The 15,310-nt window shown below is 68.1% G+C and carries 18 protein-coding genes; 7 read left to right on the top strand and 11 right to left on the bottom strand.

Features of this window, described 5'->3' with window-relative positions:
* Positions 1-9: 9 nt before the first annotated feature.
* The 7 genes from mtnK to FZ033_RS21550 form a co-directional block, all read right to left on the bottom strand.
* Complete coding sequence (mtnK, locus tag FZ033_RS21580; protein WP_149578125.1) at positions 10-1,284, bottom strand: S-methyl-5-thioribose kinase; 1,275 nt, start codon at positions 1,282-1,284, stop codon at positions 10-12.
* A gap of 18 nt (positions 1,285-1,302) precedes the next feature.
* Positions 1,303-2,175, bottom strand: coding sequence for a nucleoside phosphorylase (locus FZ033_RS21575; RefSeq protein WP_210247930.1), 873 nt, complete (start codon positions 2,173-2,175; stop codon positions 1,303-1,305).
* Between the two features lie 72 nt (positions 2,176-2,247).
* Entirely contained in the window at positions 2,248-2,958 is a 711-nt protein-coding gene (locus tag FZ033_RS21570) for a glycosyltransferase family 2 protein (RefSeq protein WP_188079623.1), read from the bottom strand.
* The gene (locus FZ033_RS21565; RefSeq protein ID WP_188079622.1) at positions 2,958-4,025 is read right to left on the bottom strand and encodes a radical SAM protein; all 1,068 of its coding nucleotides are present in this window, start codon (positions 4,023-4,025) and stop codon (positions 2,958-2,960) included. The genes FZ033_RS21570 and FZ033_RS21565 overlap by 1 nt, the downstream gene beginning before the upstream one ends.
* Before the next feature lie 31 nt (positions 4,026-4,056).
* Positions 4,057-4,899, bottom strand: a complete 843-nt coding sequence (locus tag FZ033_RS21560) for a TIGR04282 family arsenosugar biosynthesis glycosyltransferase (protein WP_232847605.1) — start codon at positions 4,897-4,899, stop codon at positions 4,057-4,059.
* A gap of 92 nt (positions 4,900-4,991) precedes the next feature.
* Positions 4,992-5,669 (bottom strand): pyridoxamine 5'-phosphate oxidase family protein, encoded by a 678-nt coding sequence (locus tag FZ033_RS21555; RefSeq protein WP_149578124.1) that lies wholly within the window; start codon positions 5,667-5,669, stop codon positions 4,992-4,994.
* Positions 5,670-5,724: 55 nt separating this feature from the next.
* Positions 5,725-6,276, bottom strand: a complete 552-nt coding sequence (locus tag FZ033_RS21550; protein ID WP_149578123.1) for a carboxymuconolactone decarboxylase family protein — start codon at positions 6,274-6,276, stop codon at positions 5,725-5,727.
* Between the two features lie 184 nt (positions 6,277-6,460).
* Here FZ033_RS21550 and FZ033_RS21545 point away from each other — a divergent pair, with 184 nt between their 5' ends.
* Positions 6,461-7,390 carry a LysR family transcriptional regulator gene (locus tag FZ033_RS21545; protein WP_149578122.1) on the top strand — a complete coding sequence of 310 codons (930 nt, stop codon included), beginning with the start codon at positions 6,461-6,463 and terminating at the stop codon, positions 7,388-7,390.
* 12 nt (positions 7,391-7,402) lie between these two features.
* Here the strand turns inward: FZ033_RS21545 and FZ033_RS21540 are convergent, their stop codons facing one another.
* A complete protein-coding gene (locus tag FZ033_RS21540) occupies positions 7,403-8,302 on the bottom strand; it encodes a LysR family transcriptional regulator (protein WP_149578121.1) in 900 nt (299 codons plus the stop codon).
* Positions 8,303-8,397: 95 nt separating this feature from the next.
* On the opposite strand from FZ033_RS21540, the gene FZ033_RS21535 reads away from it, so the two are divergent.
* From FZ033_RS21535 to FZ033_RS21515, 5 genes are all read left to right on the top strand, one after another.
* The gene (locus FZ033_RS21535; RefSeq protein WP_149578120.1) at positions 8,398-9,024 is read left to right on the top strand and encodes an FMN-dependent NADH-azoreductase; all 627 of its coding nucleotides are present in this window, start codon (positions 8,398-8,400) and stop codon (positions 9,022-9,024) included.
* Positions 9,025-9,176: 152 nt separating this feature from the next.
* The gene (locus tag FZ033_RS21530; RefSeq protein ID WP_149578119.1) at positions 9,177-10,133 is read left to right on the top strand and encodes a metallophosphoesterase family protein; all 957 of its coding nucleotides are present in this window, start codon (positions 9,177-9,179) and stop codon (positions 10,131-10,133) included.
* A 42-nt stretch (positions 10,134-10,175) separates the two neighbouring features.
* Entirely contained in the window at positions 10,176-10,550 is a 375-nt protein-coding gene (locus FZ033_RS21525) for a cupredoxin domain-containing protein (RefSeq protein WP_232847604.1), read from the top strand.
* A gap of 72 nt (positions 10,551-10,622) precedes the next feature.
* Positions 10,623-11,393 carry a sigma-70 family RNA polymerase sigma factor gene (locus FZ033_RS21520; RefSeq protein ID WP_232847603.1) on the top strand — a complete coding sequence of 257 codons (771 nt, stop codon included), beginning with the start codon at positions 10,623-10,625 and terminating at the stop codon, positions 11,391-11,393.
* Positions 11,390-12,226 (top strand): anti-sigma factor family protein, encoded by an 837-nt coding sequence (locus FZ033_RS21515; protein WP_149578118.1) that lies wholly within the window; start codon positions 11,390-11,392, stop codon positions 12,224-12,226. The genes FZ033_RS21520 and FZ033_RS21515 overlap by 4 nt, the downstream gene beginning before the upstream one ends.
* Before the next feature lie 3 nt (positions 12,227-12,229).
* Here the strand turns inward: FZ033_RS21515 and FZ033_RS21510 are convergent, their stop codons facing one another.
* The 3 genes from FZ033_RS21510 to FZ033_RS21500 all read right to left on the bottom strand — a co-directional run bounded on the left by FZ033_RS21510 (position 12,230) and on the right by FZ033_RS21500 (position 14,410).
* The gene (locus FZ033_RS21510) at positions 12,230-12,982 is read right to left on the bottom strand and encodes a haloacid dehalogenase type II (protein ID WP_149578197.1); all 753 of its coding nucleotides are present in this window, start codon (positions 12,980-12,982) and stop codon (positions 12,230-12,232) included.
* A gap of 61 nt (positions 12,983-13,043) precedes the next feature.
* Positions 13,044-13,634: a TetR/AcrR family transcriptional regulator gene (locus FZ033_RS21505; RefSeq protein ID WP_149578117.1), complete on the bottom strand. Its 591-nt coding sequence runs from the start codon at positions 13,632-13,634 to the stop codon at positions 13,044-13,046.
* A gap of 62 nt (positions 13,635-13,696) precedes the next feature.
* Positions 13,697-14,410, bottom strand: coding sequence for a glutathione binding-like protein (locus FZ033_RS21500; protein ID WP_149578116.1), 714 nt, complete (start codon positions 14,408-14,410; stop codon positions 13,697-13,699).
* 168 nt (positions 14,411-14,578) lie between these two features.
* On the opposite strand from FZ033_RS21500, the gene FZ033_RS21495 reads away from it, so the two are divergent.
* On the top strand, positions 14,579-15,289 hold the full coding sequence (locus FZ033_RS21495) for a glutathione S-transferase family protein (RefSeq protein WP_149578115.1): 711 nt from the start codon (positions 14,579-14,581) through the stop codon (positions 15,287-15,289).
* The last annotated feature ends 21 nt before the right edge of the window (positions 15,290-15,310 follow it).

Raw genomic sequence — 15,310 nt, 5'->3', positions numbered from 1 at the left:
GGCGGCCCATCACTGCCGCTCCATGTCCCGGGCGACGCGGTTCACCGCATCCACCGTGTCCAATTCCACCGTGTTCACGTCGCGCCGGTTCACCGCCAGGTGGCGGCCGAAGGCGAGCGCGGTGCGCTCCAGCGCCGCGCGCAGGCCGAGATCTGCGATGACCTCGAACTCCGCCACATGGGCAAGCCCCAGGATGCGGCGATGAATCTCGATGCCGGCAAAGCCGAGCGCATCACGCCATACGGTGTCGAGGTGACGGGCGAGTACAGCTTCGCTGCCCACCGCATCGCCCTGGTCCTCGAACAGGTCGCGCCCGCCGAGGATGCCGGTGCGCTCGGTGCGCCACAGGCGGGAGAATTCCGCCGCAAACACCCGCCAGCAGGTCTCCGCCGTGGCCAGCAGCTGATCGCCAGTCCGGGCCGCGGCGCGCATGTCGGGGCGGTGGGCCTTGCGGGTGAAGAAGGCCATCCACAGGTGCGCCAGCAGCACGCCCACATCGAACCCCATGGGGCCGTAGAGGGCGAATTCGGCGTCGATGACGCGGGTGTCGTCCGCCGTCGCCATGACCGAGCCGGTATGAAGGTCGCCGTGCAGCAGGGTTTGCGCGCAGGTGGCGAAGCGCGCCTTCATCTCCTGCGCGGCGATCTTCAGGGCCCGGTCGGCATGCACCGCCTGCGCCACTGCCTCAAGTCCCGGCGTGTGGCGGTTGAGCGGTGCGTCCTTGAACGGGTCCGAGAACACCAGCTCCTCGGTGATGCCGGCCAGCTCCACGTTGCCGGAAAACAGGGCGAGGTCCGCCTTGCGCGCGGCGGTGGGCATGGACCAGTCGGAGCCGCGGAACAGGGTGCGGGCGAGATAAAGGCCGAGATGCTCGCCGAGGCGGGGCAGTTCCTCGCCTTCGATCAGCGCGCGGCGCACCACCTTGTGGGGCGTCAAATGCTCCATCACCAGGAGCGCCTGGGCGGGGTCGAACAGCTTGAGGTCCGGCACCCGGCCGGGATCGCGCGCGCCGAGCCGCTTCAGGGCTTCATGCTCGAAGAAGGCGCGGTCGAGCGACATGGGCCAGCTTTCACCCACCACGCGGGCGTAGGGCAGGGCTTGCTTCACCACCAGCGAGCCTTTGTCGCTCTCCACGATGAAGACGAGGTTGAGGTTGCCGTCGCCCACCTCGCGCACCCGCCATCCGGTGGCCGGGCCAAGGGGGGCGAGCAGTTCCGCCCGCTCGCCGAGGCGCAACGGCAGGCTCTCGCAATCGATGGGGCGGTAGGAGATGCGCTCGAGCATGGCGGTTTTCTCCCCCTGTCAGCGGGCGGTGGGCAGGACGGCGTGCGCGTCCCACGCCAATGCGAATGCGGCGGCCAGCGCGATGGAGCGGCAGGCGCCGTTGTGGTCGCCCTTCTCGAAGTCGCCATCCACGCAGCCGAGCTGGTTGGTGACATGGGCGAGGCACAGCACCGGCCGGCTCTGGGCGCGGGCGAAGGCGTAGAGGGCGGCCGCCTCCATCTCCACCGCCAGCAGCCCCTCGGCCTTGCGGCGGGCGATGGCTGCCTCCGTCTCGCGGAAGGGGGCGTCGGTGGTCCAGGTAGCGCCGGTCAGCACCGGGCCATCGGCATGGGCGAAGGCCCGCCGGGCCATGGCGATGAGATCGGGATCCGCCGCCGCGAAAGGCGCGGCCGGCAGGTAGTGATAGCTCGTGCCCTCGTCGCGCAGCGCCCGGTCGATGAGGACATGGTAGGAGGGCGGCGCGTGGTCGGCGATCTGGCCGGCGGAGGCGATGGAGATCAGAAGCTCGCAGCCGCAGACGAAGGCCTGCTCGGCCACCAGCACGGAAAAGGACGAGCCCACCGCATAGCCGACGACGCCGAAGGCTAGCCCCTCTTCCTCCCACTCCCACATGTCGGTGTGGTAGCAGGCCCAGACCGACGAGCGGCGCGCGGCACGGTGGGTGCGCACATAATCCACCATGTCGCCATCGGGATCGAGCAGGACGATGCGCGGCACCGGCCCGGCCGCCAGGCCCTTCTGCCGGCGCGCCTCGCGCATCATGTTTTCAGGCCGGAAGACCGATGGGGCGCGATGGTCGGCCCGCTCGATCAGCGGCAGAAATCCGGATGGAAGTGGCGAGCGCACCGGCCATCTGGTGTCGTCGGGCTCGTGCAAAGGCTTTAGCAGCATGGAAGGGTCTCACATCTTGTTCGGCCAGGGCGGTCTTCACGCGAACCGGTAGTCACTTCGCTCGAAAGCCCTCTAGGCGGGCCCGGACATCTTCGTCGCCACCCGCAGGAAGGTGGAGACGATGCGGGTGCCGGCGGTGAGCGTGGTTCCCAGGTTGCCGGCGACCTTGGAGACGCCGCCCCGTCGTCGGCGGTAGGCGACAGGGATCTCCACGATGGCGAGGCCGGCGCGGGCCGCGCGCATCTGCATCTCGATGTTCCAGCCGTAGGTCAGCTCGCGCATCCCGAGGCCCACGAGCGCATCGCGGCGGATGGCGCGGAAGGTGCACATGTCGGAATAGGCGACGCCGTAGAGCGCCCGCATGCCGAGGCCCGCCGCGCGCCCTGCCGCCACCTGGTGCCAGGCCATGCTGCCCGGCTCCCGCACGCCGCGGGTGCGCGAGGCGATGGCGAAGTCCGCCGTTCCCGCCTTCAGCGGCGTCAAAAGCGCGGGCAGGAAGGCTGGGTCGTCCGCGCCGTCGGCATCCATGAAGGCGATGATGTCGGCGCCGCGCGCCTCGCACACGCCCTCAAGGCAGGCACGGCCGAAGCCGCGGCCGGACGCGAGCACGGTGGCACCGGCGGCGATGGCGATCTCGCGGGTGGCGTCGGTCGAGCCGCCATCGGCCACGATCACCTCGTCCACCACGCCCACGGGGATCTCGGCGAGGGTTGCGCCGATGGCCTGCGCCTCGTTCAGCGCCGGAATGACGAGGGCGATGCGATGGGCTGCGGTTTCGGCCATCACAGGCTCCATCGCAGGCCGCAATTGGCGCAGGCGGCGGGCGGCGCCTCGGAGAGCAGCCCGTCGCGGAAGCAGCGATAGGCTTCGCCCTCCCAGATTTCGGACAGGCTTTGACGGGTTGCGTCGCCGAGCGTGTAATTCTCGTAGCCGCGCTGGGAGAAGGGCGCGATGCAGCAGGGCAGGGCGCGGCCGTTGGCGGTGAAATACATCACTGTCCAAGGGCGCCGGCACATGGACCAGGGAGACCCATTCTCTGCCCGCTTCAGGCTCATGCCCGGCTCGGCGGCGGCGCCGGACGCGGAGAAGACCATGCCCAGCGCGTGGGCGATCTCGCTCGCCTCCGCGATATAGCGGGCCTCGTCGGAATTGATCTGCTCGTAGAGCGCCTGGTCCGGCCGGGCGAGGCCGATGGCCTCCTGTTCGAAGAAGACGAGGCGCTGGAGATAAACTTCCTTGACGCCCAGCTCGGCGGCCACCTTCACGAAGGCCGGCAGTTCGGAAATGGTTTCCTTCAGCCCGGTAAGCCAGGCGGACACGCGCGGGTTGGCGTGGCCCTCGCGCTCCTGCAATTCGCGGAAGGCGCGCACGTTCTTCAGGATGCGGTCAAAGTAGTTCTTGCCGCGAATGGCGCGATAGGAGGCGGCGTTGGACGCGTCCAGGGAGACGCGCAATTCGTCGAGGCCGGCGGCGATCATGGCGCGGCCGTTCTTCTCGTTCAGCACCGTGCCATTGGTGTTGAACAGCACATAGGTTCCGCGGTCCTTGAGATAGCGCACCATGCGGTCGAGGTCCGGCACCAGCATGGGCTCGCCGATCCCGTGCAGGACGCAGCGCTCCAGGTCCGGGATCTGGTCCACGATGGAGGTGAACAGCTCCCAGCTCATGTCGGCGGGGGGCTCCAGCTCCTCATAGGTGCGCGGGCAGGTGGTACACAAAAGGTTGCAGCGGTTGGTGGTCTCCAGATAGAGGCACACCGGTTTCTTCATCGGGACACTGGTGCGGCTCGCCTCCGCCCGCTCGAAATAGCGGCGGGCATCGAGGGAGCTGCCGGTGGTGATCACATTCATGGCGCGTTGTCCGTCAAGGGGATGGGAGCACTCACGAGGCGCGGCGTTGTGGGAGATCGCGGGGCACCACGTCTGCGGGTATCTCAGTGGGCAGGCCGAGGCGTTCGGCGAGGTCCTGCGTGGCGAGGAGGCGGCGCATCAGCCGTTCCGTATGACGGGCAGCGCCGCGCTGAAGGCCCGACTTACCGAAGGGCACGGCCTCGATGACCTCGCCATGCAGCAGCCGCAGCGCGGCAGCATCGTCCACGTCGTACCAGGGCGGCAGCAGGTGAACGTCGAGGCCGATTTCGGATGCACGCTCCAGCGTCTGCTGGCAGACCCGCTCCGTGCTCCAGTCGATGTCCTCGAACAGCCGCCAGCGCGGAGTCTTGAGGGCCAGCACGTAATAGCCACCGTCGGTGGAAGGGCCGAGCACGGCCCGCTCGCCGGGACGTGCCAGCACCTCGGCCATCTCGGACAGGAGGGCAGGGGGCAGGGTGGGGCTGTCGGAATTGAGCACCGCCGCCGCTGGATGCCCGAGGGCGAAGAGGTGGCCCATGGTGGCCCGCAGGCAGGCGCCGAAGCCGGGCAGCGCCGCCTCGATGCGGCCGACGCCGGGCGGCAGCAGGGCATCGAAGAAGTGGCCGGCGCCCGCCGGCCCATAGGCCACATAAGGCGTAACCCGTGACACCGCGCCGGCGGCGAAGACGTTGCCGACGATATCCTGCACGAAAGCGGTATTGAAGGCGGCGGCCTCGTGGGGCGAAAGCGGCGGGCAGAGCCGCGTCTTGGTGCGCCCCGCCGCTGAGGCTTTCGCCATGACGGCAATGGCGCAGGAGGAAATGCCGGGATTGGACACGCCGGAAGTGGAACCGCCGCCTGGTCCTTCAATCATCGCAAGCCCCCGCTCTGGTGTGTCATTGGTGTGGAATTCGCTCGCCGCAGGCCGCGCGTTACACGCCTCACGAAGGAGTGAACGCACCGCCTTCAGCCCTTGCGGTCGCCGCCTGTCCCGTTGCTGTCTGCGCGCGCGCCGAGCCGCGCGCGCAAATCCCTGACCTCCGCCTCCAGTGCCGCGATGCTGTCGTCGCGCTCCTTCAGCGCGGAGGCGACGAGGGGTGCGTCGATCTTCTGCGGGATGTGCTGCGGGCAGTTGATGTCCCAGGCGCGCACCCGAAACAGCAGCGCGCGCTCCGGCAGGGCGCTGTAGTCTTCCGGCATCAGGCGGGCGACGAGATCCGGGTCGTTCTCCACCGCGCGAAGCTCGCCCCAGATCTTGATGCGGCGGCGATGGGCGTAATCCATGAGGAACAGGAAGGCCTTGCTGTTCTCGCTCAGGTTTCCCAGCGTCACATACTGGCGGTTGCCGCTGAAATCGGCGAAGCCCAGCGTCTCTTCGTCAACGACGCGGATAAAGCCCTTCGGTCCGCCGCGATGCTGCACATAGGGCTGTCCCGTCGCGTTGGCGGTGGCAAGGTAGGCCGTGTCCAGCTCGCCGAGGAAGGCGACGAGATCGGGCGTGATGCGGGTGCGGAAGCCGCCGCGGGCCTCGACGCGGGCATACATGGCGCGCGAGCCGCGTTCGGCCTGCGCCGCCTTCACGGCTGGCGTGAAGGCGATGTCGCTGGCGGGAACCGGATGAAGCGGGTCTGACGGATCGGGCATGGCAAATCCTCCAGAGGGGGGCCGGGACCGCACGACGGTCCCGGCCGATGGGATGTCAGGCCGCGCGCGGGGCGCCGGAGCGCACCACCGGGAAGTCGATCTCGGTTTCCGCGACGCTGTTGAGGTAGTTGGTGAAAATGTTCATGGCGACCTGCGCCACGATCTCCACGATATCGCCGTCGCCGAGCCCGGCCTGGCGGGCATGGGCGAGGTCCCCATCGCTCACCTTGCCGCGGCTCGCGACCACCGCGCGGGCAAAGGCGAGGGCGGCCTCGGCCTTGCCGTCGGCGGCGCGGCCGGAGCGGGCCTGGTTGATGTCGGCGTCGCTGAGGCCGGCGCCCTTGCCGATGAGCGAATGGGCGGAGAGGCAATAGTCGCAGCCGTTCACCTCGGCCACGGCGATGGCGAGGCTCTCGCGGATCTTGGCCGGGAGCGCGCCGCCGCCGAGGGCGCCGGACAGACCAATGAGGGCTTCGAGGGAAGCGGGCGAGCGGGCCGCAACCTTGAACAGGTTGGGGGTCGAGCCGAACTTGGCTGCGACGGCGGCGAGAAGATCCTTCGCCTTGCCAGTTGCGGTGGCGGGATCGAGGGCGGGAATGCGGCTCATGGGACTGATCCTTCCTTCGGCGTCCCCGCACAGGAGGGGGCTGAGGCGGAGGGGCGACGAAGCCGCTGCGGCCGCGTCGTGTCCGGCTCGTCATGGGGCGCCGTGAGGGAAAGCTAGGGCTTCCAGTCGTTGTGCAGAATGAGTAGAGTTTGAAAGCTATTATTTCGAAAAGTGAAATCACGGCATGGACCGCATCGACGCCATGACCGCCTTCGTCACGGCACTGGACGAGGGCAGCCTTGCCCGCGCCGCCCGCCGGCTTGGCCGCTCGCCGGCAGCGATCACGCGGGCGGTGGCGCAGCTGGAGGAGCATCTCGGTACGCGCCTCCTCCACCGCACCACGCGCGCCCTGCACCTGACCCAGGCGGGCGAGCTGTATCTCGCCTCCTGCCGGGCCATCCTCGCCGATCTTGCCGAGGCGGACCTGCTTGCCGCCGGCGAGCGCACCGATCCCAGGGGCGTGCTATCCGTCACCGCGCCGGCCACGTTCGGCCGCCTGCACGTGGCGCCCGTGATCGAGGATCTCATCGAGGCGCATCCGGCGCTCGAGGCGCGGCTACTGCTGGTGGACCGGGTGGTGAACCTGGTTGACGAAGGCCATGACGCGGCGGTGCGCATCGGCCATCTGCCGGACTCGAGCCTTGTCGCGACGCGGGTCGGGGAGGTGCGGCGCGTGGTGTGCGCGAGCCCGGATTATCTTGCCGTTCGTGGCACGCCCACCGTGCCGGCGGACCTGTCGACGCATCGGATCATCTCGTTCTCGCAGATCACCGAGAATGCAGTGTGGACCTTCGCGGCGGGGCCTTCGGGCGGGGCGCGCAAGCAGGTGAGCGTTGCGGCGTGCTTCACCGTCAACAGCGCCGATGCGGCCATCGCGGCGGCGGCGCGGGGGCGCGGCATCACCCGTGTGCTGTCCTATCAGGTGGAGGAGGCGGTGGCCGCCGGGCGCCTGCGCCTGGTGCTGGAGGATTTCGAGGGCGAGCCGCTGCCTGTGCACGTGGTCTATCCGGGCGCACGCCTGCAGGCGGCGAAGCTGCGTGCGTTCGTGGATTTCGCGGTGCCCCGCCTGAGAGCGCGGCTCGCAGACCTGCCGGTCTCTTCGGGGCGGGCCTGAAGGGCGTGATGCTCAACCGGGCCTGCCGAGGCGCTCGCGCAGGAACTTCGTCACGAGCCGCACCTTCTGCGGGGTGTAGCGCCGGCTCGCATAGATGAGCCACGCTGCGGTGTCGAACGAGGTGGCGGTGATGTCGTGGTCGGGAAAAAGGTCGATGAGCCTTCCGGCGGCAAGGTCCGGCCCCACCAGCCAGTCCGGCAGCAGCGCCAGCCCCAGCCCGTCGCGGGCCGCGTGGCGGATGGCGAGGCCGCTCGATATGGCGATATCGCCGCGCACCGGCACCTCCTCCACCTGGCCGTCGCGGCGAAACAGCCAGCGCAGGCGGAAGTCCGGCAGGCCGAACACGATGGCGGAATGCTTTTCCACCTCCTGCGGCATGCGCGGGGTGCCCTCCCGCGCGCAATAATCGGGGCTCGCCACCACCCGGTATCGGGTGGCGAACAGCTTCACGCCGATCACGTCTGCCCGCATGTCCGGCGCCAGCCTGAGCGCCATGTCGATGCGCTCGGCGGCAAGGTCGAGGTTCGCGTCGGTGAGGATGAGATCGAGCTTGAGGCGGGGAAAGCGCATGCGCATCTCCGGCAGCAGCGGCATCAGGCAGGCCTCCCCGAAGGCGACGGAGGCTGTCAGCCGGAGCGTGCCCACCGGCTCCGCGCGCGCGGATGCCACCTCGTCGCGGGCGCGGTCGAGTTCGTCGAGGATGGGCTCCACCCGGGCGAGATAGGCGAGCCCCGCCTCGGTGAGTGACATGGTGCGCGTGGTCCGGTGCATCAGCCGGGCATCAAGCTCCGCTTCCAGAGCCGCTACGGCACGGGAGACGGCGGAAGCGTCCATGTCGAGATCGCGGGCGGCGGCTGCGAAGCTGCCCCGTCTCGCCACGTGGACGAAAATGCGCAGCTGGGCCGTGTCCATTCGTGCAGCTTATGCACGATTGTACTGTCGCAGCCACCATTTTTCCCCGCCGTAAGCACGCGCCATCTTGCCTCTGCTTTTGGAGGCATCTTGGCATGAAGACTTTGCTTCGCATCGATTCCAGCGCACGTGACGAGGGCTCGCGTTCGCGGCAGCTCGGCGATGCGCTGGAGGTACGCTGGCGTGCCGGCATCCCCGGCGGCGTGGTGGTCCGGCGGGACCTCGCGGTCGATCCCGTTCCACACATCGACGCCACCACCATTGCCGGCTTCTTCACTCCGGCGGACCAGATCACCGACGCGATGCGGGCCGCTACCGCGCTTTCCGACCGCCTCATCGGGGAGGTGGAGGCGGCGGATGCCCTGCTCATCACCGCGCCCATGTACAATTTCGGCCTGCCTTCGGCGTTGAAGGCGTGGATCGACCACGTGGTGCGCATCCGCCGCACCGTCGCCTATGACGGCGTCACCTTCCGCGGCCTCGTCACCGGCAAGGCGGCCTATGTGGCGTTCGCCTATGGCGCGGGGAGCTACGAGCCGGGCGGGGCGCTTGCCCCCTTCGACTATGCCAGGCCCTATCTCACCCACGTGCTTGGCTTCATCGGTTTTCGCGACATCGAAGTGGTGGGCGTGGAATGCACCAATGGCGAGGAAGGCGCTGCCGCTGCCGCACTTGATGCAGCGCTCAAGACCATCGAGCGCCTGCCGTCGCTCGTGGCCTGAAAATTCCCGACGAAAAATCGCCGGGCGCACGAATAAAACGGAACGCTCCGTGGTCTTGGCTGGTGTGGGTCCGCCCACGCCAGCCGAAGCGGCCGCTCCCTCGGGGCGCCGCTCTCCCGCGCCGGACGTGTCCGGCCCACCCGGAGAGACCCATGACCAAATCCGACACCACCACACCCGCCCCCGATGCGGATGGCATCCACCGCCGCGGCTTCCTGGAATGCATGACCTGGGCCGGCACCGGCATCCTGTGGACCCTGTCCGGCGGCCTGCCGAGCGGCCTCGGCCTTGGCTCTGCCTTAGCGGCGGAACCGGCCAAGGCCTTTACCTTCCTCCAGATCAGCGACAGCCATGTGGGCTTCGACAAGCCCGCCAACCCCGACGCCCTTTCGACGCTGCGCGAGGCGGTGGCGCGCATCAGGACGCTGAAGGAGAAGCCGGCGTTCATGATCCACACCGGCGACATCAGCCATCTGTCGCGGGAGAAGGAATTCGACGACGCCGACCAGATCATCAAGGAAGCCGGCCTCCCGGTCTTCTACGTGCCGGGCGAGCATGACCTGCTCGATGATGGGCAGGGCAAGGCCTATCTGGAGCGCTACGGCAAGGGCTCGAAGGGCGCCGGCTGGTACAGCTATGACCATGACGGCGTCCACTTCATCGCCCTCGTGAACGTGGTGGAGCTGAAGGCCGGCGGCCTCGGCAATCTCGGCACCGAGCAGCTCGAATGGCTGGAGAGCGACGTGGCGGGCCTGCCATCCTCCACGCCCATCGTGGTGTTTGCCCACATCCCGCTCTGGACCGTCTATCCCGAATGGGGGTGGGGTACGTCGGACGGGCTGCAGGCGCTGGCCTATCTCAAGCGCTTCGGCTCGGTGACGGTGCTGAACGGCCACATCCACCAGGTGATGCAGAAGGTGGAGGGCAACGTGACCTTCCACACCGCTCGCTCCACTGCCTTCCCCCAGCCGGCGCCGGGCAGCGCGCCGTCGCCCGGCCCGCTGAAGCTGCCGGCGGGGGAGCTGCGCAAGAATCTCGGCATCGCCACGGTGAACTTCGTTCGTGGCTCGCAGCCCCTCGCCATCATCGACCAGCCCCTCGAAGGCTGAGCGCGCCCACGCCTCTTCCAGCTGTCCTGAAAGGAGTTTTCCGTGCGTCAGTCCTTCGCCCAGGTCCCCGCCTTGCGGTCCAGTCCCGCCACGGCCATCTTCGCCGCAACCCTCCTCGCGCTTGTCCTCGGCCTTGCGGCACGGCCGGCCGCCGCCGGCGAGGAGGTGACGGTCTCAATCGACAATTTCACCTTTACCCCCGCCGAGGTGACGATCGTGCCCGGTACCACCGTGACCTTTGTGAACAATGACGACATTCCGCACACGGTGGTCGACAAGAAGCAGGCCTTCCGGTCCAAGGTTCTCGATACGGAAGGCAAGTACTCCTTCACCTTCAACACGGCCGGCGACTTCACGTATTTCTGTTCGCTGCATCCCCACATGACTGGCAAGGTGGTGGTGAAACCTGCGGGCTGATTTCAACGAATAAGACTCGCAGCGGAGCACGGGGTTCCGCTGCGATAGAGCTCGAGGAAGCGGGGCAGGTCGATGCTGGCAACAGGTTCGGGATACGCGCCGTGGTATCCCTCCGGGGAGGCGGGAGGGACGGGCGCATTTTTCGTCCGGCCCGGCGAATGGCGGGCTTTTGTCCTCGGCCTTGCCGCCCTGGTGCGCGGGGTCGCCTGCATCCGCTCCGCCCGTGCCCATCCCATGGCGGAACTTTCGGCCCGCCATGGGCACGCTGCGCCTGCTGCCGATCGCGGGCTCGATGCGGCCGGGGCGGCGCGGTTCGACGCGCTGATCCTGCCGCACCTCGACGCGGCCTATAACCTCGCGCGTTATCTGAGCCGGGATCCGGATGCGGCGCAGGACATCGTGCAGGACGCCTTCCTGCGCGCCTATCGCAGCTTTGCCGATTTCCGGGGCCTGAGCCCGCGGGCATGGCTGCTCGCCATCGTGCGCAATTGCCACGCAACGTGGCGGATGCAGCGTCGGCGGGCGCCGCAGGCCGCCCCCCTGCCCCATGGCGAAGGAGAGGAGCCGGACGATGCGACCGCTCTCCTTGTTGATGGGGACACGCCCGAGAGCCTTCTCCTACGCCGCACCGAGGCGGAAGCCGTGCGCGCGCTGCTGGAACACCTTCCCGAGCCGCTGCGCGAGGCGCTGGTGCTGCGCGAGCTGGATGAGTTGTCCTACCGCGAGATCGCGGAGGTTGCGGGGGTGCCGGTGGGCACGGTGATGTCGCGCCTGTCCCGTGCGCGCCGGCTGTTCGCTGACCTCTGGTCGCGCGCCACGCCGGGCGGGGAGGCGACCCCATGAGCACGCCTATTCCAGAAGCCGGGCCCTGCGCCGCATGGGAGGGGCTGCTGAACGGCTACCTCGATGGCGAGCTGGATGCCGCCCATGTGATGGACGTGGAACGCCACATCGCCGGTTGCCCCGCATGTGCGGGCGCTCTCCAACGCATGATGCTGGTCCGGCAGCGCATCACCCAGGATGACGTGCGCTGGCGCGCGCCGCCGGCCCTGCGCGACAGCGTGATCGCAGCCCTGGCGCGGGAGCGCGGCGCGGCGACGGCCCCGCCTTTGGCCTGGCCTTCCGGAATGGCCGGTCTGGCCGACAGGCTGCGCGCCATGCTGCCTTTGCTCCGGCGCTGGAGCATCATTCCCTCGCTGGCGGTGCTTGCGGCGGCGCTGCTCCTGGTGGTGCTGCCGCCGAGGGGCGGGGCGTCGCTGGAGGAGGAACTGGTCGCCGGCCATGTCCGCTCCCTGCTGGCGGAGCATCTCACCGACGTGGCAAGCTCAAACCAGCACACGGTGAAGCCCTGGTTCGGCGGCAAAATCGATTTCTCGCCCCCGGTGGTGGATCTCGCGGCGCGCGGCTTTCCACTGGCGGGAGGACGGCTCGACTATATCGGTGGGCGGGTGGTGGCGGCCCTCGTCTATCGCCGCAACGGGCATGTCATCAACGTCTTCATCTGGCCCGCCGGTTCCGACGCGCACCTGGCCAAGGCATTCATGGCGCGCGCCCATGAGGGCTACACCCTTCTCAACTGGTCCGAGGCCGGCCTGACCTATTGGGCCATTTCCGACCTCAACACCGTGGAACTGAAGGAATTTCAGGAGGACTTCCTGGAGGCGCTGCCGAAATAGGGCTCAGGCGGCGACGGCGAGGCGCGACAGGTCGGCGAGCGAGGAGACCACGAAGTCGGGCGCGTAGCCGAGTGCTTCCTCTTGAGTGCGCAAAGCCTTGTAGAGCGTCACCGGCCGCAGCGCGCCGGGCGCGCCAGTCATTTCTTCGGCGAGCTCCTGGGCGAGCGCAGCCTGGGGGACGCGCACAATACGGGCAACGCGGAAACCGAAGCGCTTGGCGCCGGCGATGTCGAAGCCGTTCGAGGAGACGAAGACCACCTCGTGCGGCTTCACTCCGAGCCGCTCCTCCACCAGCTCGTAGGCACGCGGATCGGGCTTGAACGCGCGCTTTTCGTCCACGCTGATGGTGGCTTCGATCAGGTCGCGCAGGGCAGAGCCGCCCACCAGCGCCTCAAGCATCTGCGGGCTGCCGTTGGACAGGATGGCGCGGCGCACGCCGGGCAGGCCGCCAAGTGCCGCTACGGCATCCGGATAGGGCGCAAGGCGGTTATAGGTCTCGGCGATATCGTCGAAGAGGGTATCGGTGGGCGTGAGGCCGAGCACGCCGAGCGTGTAGGCCAGTGCCTCCCGTGTCACCGTCCAGAAGTCGCGGTAGTCGTTCATGAGCGAGCGCAGCCAGCTGTATTCCAGCTGCTTCATGCGCCAGATCTGGGTGATGATCTCGCCATGACCGGGAAACGCCCGGTCGGTCACGTCGGCGACGGACTGCACGTCGAAGAGCGTGCCGTAGGCGTCGAATACGAAAGCCTTGATCATGGGCATGTTTCCCTCCGGATCGGTCTTGGATGCACTGCTGTGCTGAACACGTCCGGTACGCTCAGCGCGGCTCCAGTGCCGCAAGCGCCGGACGCAGCACGCCTTCCAGCAGCGCCCGTTCGGGGTGGATGCGGGACAGGACCCGGATGCCCAGCAGCACGCCGAGCAACATGCGGGCGAGATCCTCTGCTGGCTGGGTTGCGTCGATGGTGCTGTCGTTCTGGCCCGCCGCCACGCGACGGCGGAAGAAGGCCTCGATCTCGCCGAGGGTGCGGCCTGCGGCGGCCCGCATATCGGGATCGTGCGGGCCGAGTTCCACGGCGGCGTTAACCACCATGCAGCCCTTCATATCCGGATCGTTCAGCGAGCGCTCCATGACCTCGTCGAAGAAGGCGCCGATGGCCGCACGCGGGGCGATGGCGGGATCCTCGAGGCGCCGGATGCGGTCGGCCACGCTCTCGTCCACGTAGCGTTGGAGCGCACGTTCATAGAGCGCGTGCTTGTCGCCGAAGGCGTTGTAGAGGCTGGCGCCGGTCAGCCCCATGCTGGACGCGAGGTCGCGCACGGAAGTGGCCTCATAGCCGCGCGTCCAGAAGCAGCGGATCGCCGCGTCAAGAACCTCGTTTTCGTCGAACGCCCTTGGCCGTGCCATGTCTCGGATGGTCTTTCTTCGTTGGGGAAGGCAGGCGAACCTAATGCCCGCCCGCGTTTCAGTCATCCGGCGCGGCGCGCGGTCTGGCCGAAGAGGATCTTCTTGCCTTCCTCGGTCACCGCCGGTCGGCTGGAATAGGGCTCGCCCCTGGCATAGGCGGCAATGGTCGCCGGCCGCGTCGCCACGGCCTCGAACCACCGCTTGAGATGGGGGAAATCGGCGAGATCCTGGCTCTGGCGCTGGTGGGGCACGATCCAGGGATAGATGGCCATGTCGGCGATGGAATAGTCCGCGCCCGCCACATATGCCGCGCCGGTCTCGGCGTTCGCGGCCAGCCGGCGGTCGAGCACGCCGTAGAGCCGGTTCGTCTCCTTCACGTAGCGCTCGATGGCATAGGGGATTTTCTCCGGCGCATACTGGCTGAAATGGTGATTCTGCCCGGCCATGGGGCCAAGCCCGCCCATCTGCCAGAACAGCCACTGGGTGACGCTGGTGCGACCGCGCAAGTCGGCGGGGATGAAGCGCCCCGTCTTCTCGGCGAGATAGAGCAGGATGGCGCCGGATTCGAACACCGAGATCGGGGCACCCTTATCACTCGGAGCATGATCTACTATGGCCGGCATACGGTTGTTCGGTGCAATGGCAAGAAAATCCGGCTTGAACTGGTCTCCGGAGCTGATATCCACCGGGATAATCCGGTAATCGAGCCCGGCCTCTTCCAGAAAGAGCGTGATCTTGTGGCCGTTCGGTGTTGGCCAATAATAAAGATCGATCATTCTCAGAGCCTTTGATGCGCTGAACGCCACGCGGAGCCGCCGGCGTCACATAAAATTCGCGGATGGGATCTTGCGGTCCCCACGTCGCCGTGCATTCTATATCAGTCGATCTAAAATGCAAATGCGGTCCCGCCCCAAGGTTCGGACCGCCCTGGCAAAGGTGCTCCCTTGATCCGCTTCTACTTCCATCCCACGCCCAATCCCGCCAAGGTCGCCCTGTTCCTGGAGGAGGCGGGCCTTTCCTACGAGGTGGTGCCCATCGACACGGCCAAGGGCGAGCAGCACCTGCCGGCGTTCCGCGCCATCAATCCCAACGGCAAGGTTCCGGCCATCGTCGATACCGAGGGTCCGGGCGGGCGCGAGGCGCGGGTGTTCGATTCCACCGCCATCCTGCTCTATCTCGCCGAGAAGACCGGCCAGTTCCTGGGGGTGCCGGAGGATCGGCCGGAGCTTCTGTCCTGGCTGCTCTTCCTTGCCAGCGGGCTCGGCCCGTTCTCGGGGCAGGCGGTGCATTTCCAGCATGCGGCGCCGCAGGGCCTCGACTATGCCGTGAACCGCTACCGGCGGGAGGTGGTGCGGCACTACAAGGTGCTCGACGACCATCTCGCGACCCGCCGCTTCGTCGTGGGCGAGACCTACACCATCGCCGACATGTCGGCCTGGGGCTGGCTCGACCGCGCCGCGCGGGTGTTGAAGGTGGAGAGCGATCCCCTGTCCGGCTTCCCCAACCTGAAGCGCTGGTTCGCGGAGATCGACGGCCGCGCGGCGGTGGCGCGTGCCCGCGCGGTGGGCACGGACCACAGCTTCAAGGCCACCCGCGACGAGGAGGCCCTCCGCGCCCTCTTCCCCTCCAACTACCCGCCCGCGGCCGCAGAGTGAGCCGGCTGGCGCTGGTGGTCT

This window comes from Xanthobacter oligotrophicus, from assembly GCF_008364685.1.
Classification (GTDB): Bacteria; Pseudomonadota; Alphaproteobacteria; order Rhizobiales; family Xanthobacteraceae; genus Xanthobacter; species Xanthobacter oligotrophicus.
This window is presented reverse-complemented; position numbering and strand designations above follow the sequence as displayed.

Coding starts and splice junctions, on each gene's coding strand:
- mtnK (WP_149578125.1), bottom strand. CDS start 1,284: ATGCTCGAGCGCATCTCCTACCGCCCCATCGATTGCGAGAGCCTGCCG.
- FZ033_RS21575 (WP_210247930.1), bottom strand. CDS start 2,175: ATGCTGCTAAAGCCTTTGCACGAGCCCGACGACACCAGATGGCCGGTG.
- FZ033_RS21570 (WP_188079623.1), bottom strand. CDS start 2,958: ATGGCCGAAACCGCAGCCCATCGCATCGCCCTCGTCATTCCGGCGCTG.
- FZ033_RS21565 (WP_188079622.1), bottom strand. CDS start 4,025: ATGAATGTGATCACCACCGGCAGCTCCCTCGATGCCCGCCGCTATTTC.
- FZ033_RS21560 (WP_232847605.1), bottom strand. CDS start 4,899: ATGATTGAAGGACCAGGCGGCGGTTCCACTTCCGGCGTGTCCAATCCC.
- FZ033_RS21555 (WP_149578124.1), bottom strand. CDS start 5,669: ATGCCCGATCCGTCAGACCCGCTTCATCCGGTTCCCGCCAGCGACATC.
- FZ033_RS21550 (WP_149578123.1), bottom strand. CDS start 6,276: ATGAGCCGCATTCCCGCCCTCGATCCCGCCACCGCAACTGGCAAGGCG.
- FZ033_RS21545 (WP_149578122.1), top strand. CDS start 6,461: ATGGACCGCATCGACGCCATGACCGCCTTCGTCACGGCACTGGACGAG.
- FZ033_RS21540 (WP_149578121.1), bottom strand. CDS start 8,302: ATGGACACGGCCCAGCTGCGCATTTTCGTCCACGTGGCGAGACGGGGC.
- FZ033_RS21535 (WP_149578120.1), top strand. CDS start 8,398: ATGAAGACTTTGCTTCGCATCGATTCCAGCGCACGTGACGAGGGCTCG.
- FZ033_RS21530 (WP_149578119.1), top strand. CDS start 9,177: ATGACCAAATCCGACACCACCACACCCGCCCCCGATGCGGATGGCATC.
- FZ033_RS21520 (WP_232847603.1), top strand. CDS start 10,623: ATGCTGGCAACAGGTTCGGGATACGCGCCGTGGTATCCCTCCGGGGAG.
- FZ033_RS21515 (WP_149578118.1), top strand. CDS start 11,390: ATGAGCACGCCTATTCCAGAAGCCGGGCCCTGCGCCGCATGGGAGGGG.
- FZ033_RS21510 (WP_149578197.1), bottom strand. CDS start 12,982: ATGATCAAGGCTTTCGTATTCGACGCCTACGGCACGCTCTTCGACGTG.
- FZ033_RS21505 (WP_149578117.1), bottom strand. CDS start 13,634: ATGGCACGGCCAAGGGCGTTCGACGAAAACGAGGTTCTTGACGCGGCG.
- FZ033_RS21500 (WP_149578116.1), bottom strand. CDS start 14,410: ATGATCGATCTTTATTATTGGCCAACACCGAACGGCCACAAGATCACG.